General features: G+C 46.6%; 1 protein-coding gene. It reads left to right on the forward strand.

Annotated elements, in window-relative coordinates; translation table 11 throughout:
• Positions 1–266 (forward strand): Uma2 family endonuclease (locus AC0QH1_RS02465; protein ID WP_324629205.1); only part of this gene is annotated, 266 nt, incomplete at both ends.

Consider the following 266-nt stretch of genomic DNA (forward strand, 5'->3'; position numbering starts at 1 on the left):
TTTGAGCGTCGCTACGCGGCTGCATCGCAGATTAAAAAAGCCGAATTAATTGAAGGAGTTGTTTACGTGGCTTCCCCCGTTCGAGCAAATCGACATGGTAATCCCCATGCAATTATTATGGCTTGGTTAGGTGTTTATTGGATGGCTACACCGGGGGTGTATTTCTATGACAATGCAACCCTCCGTTTAGATGAAGATAACGAACCTCAACCGGATGCTTTGTTACGCATCGAACCGGAAGTGGGTGGCCATTCTTCGATTAGTGA

This window comes from Phormidium sp. CCY1219 (assembly GCF_055795085.1).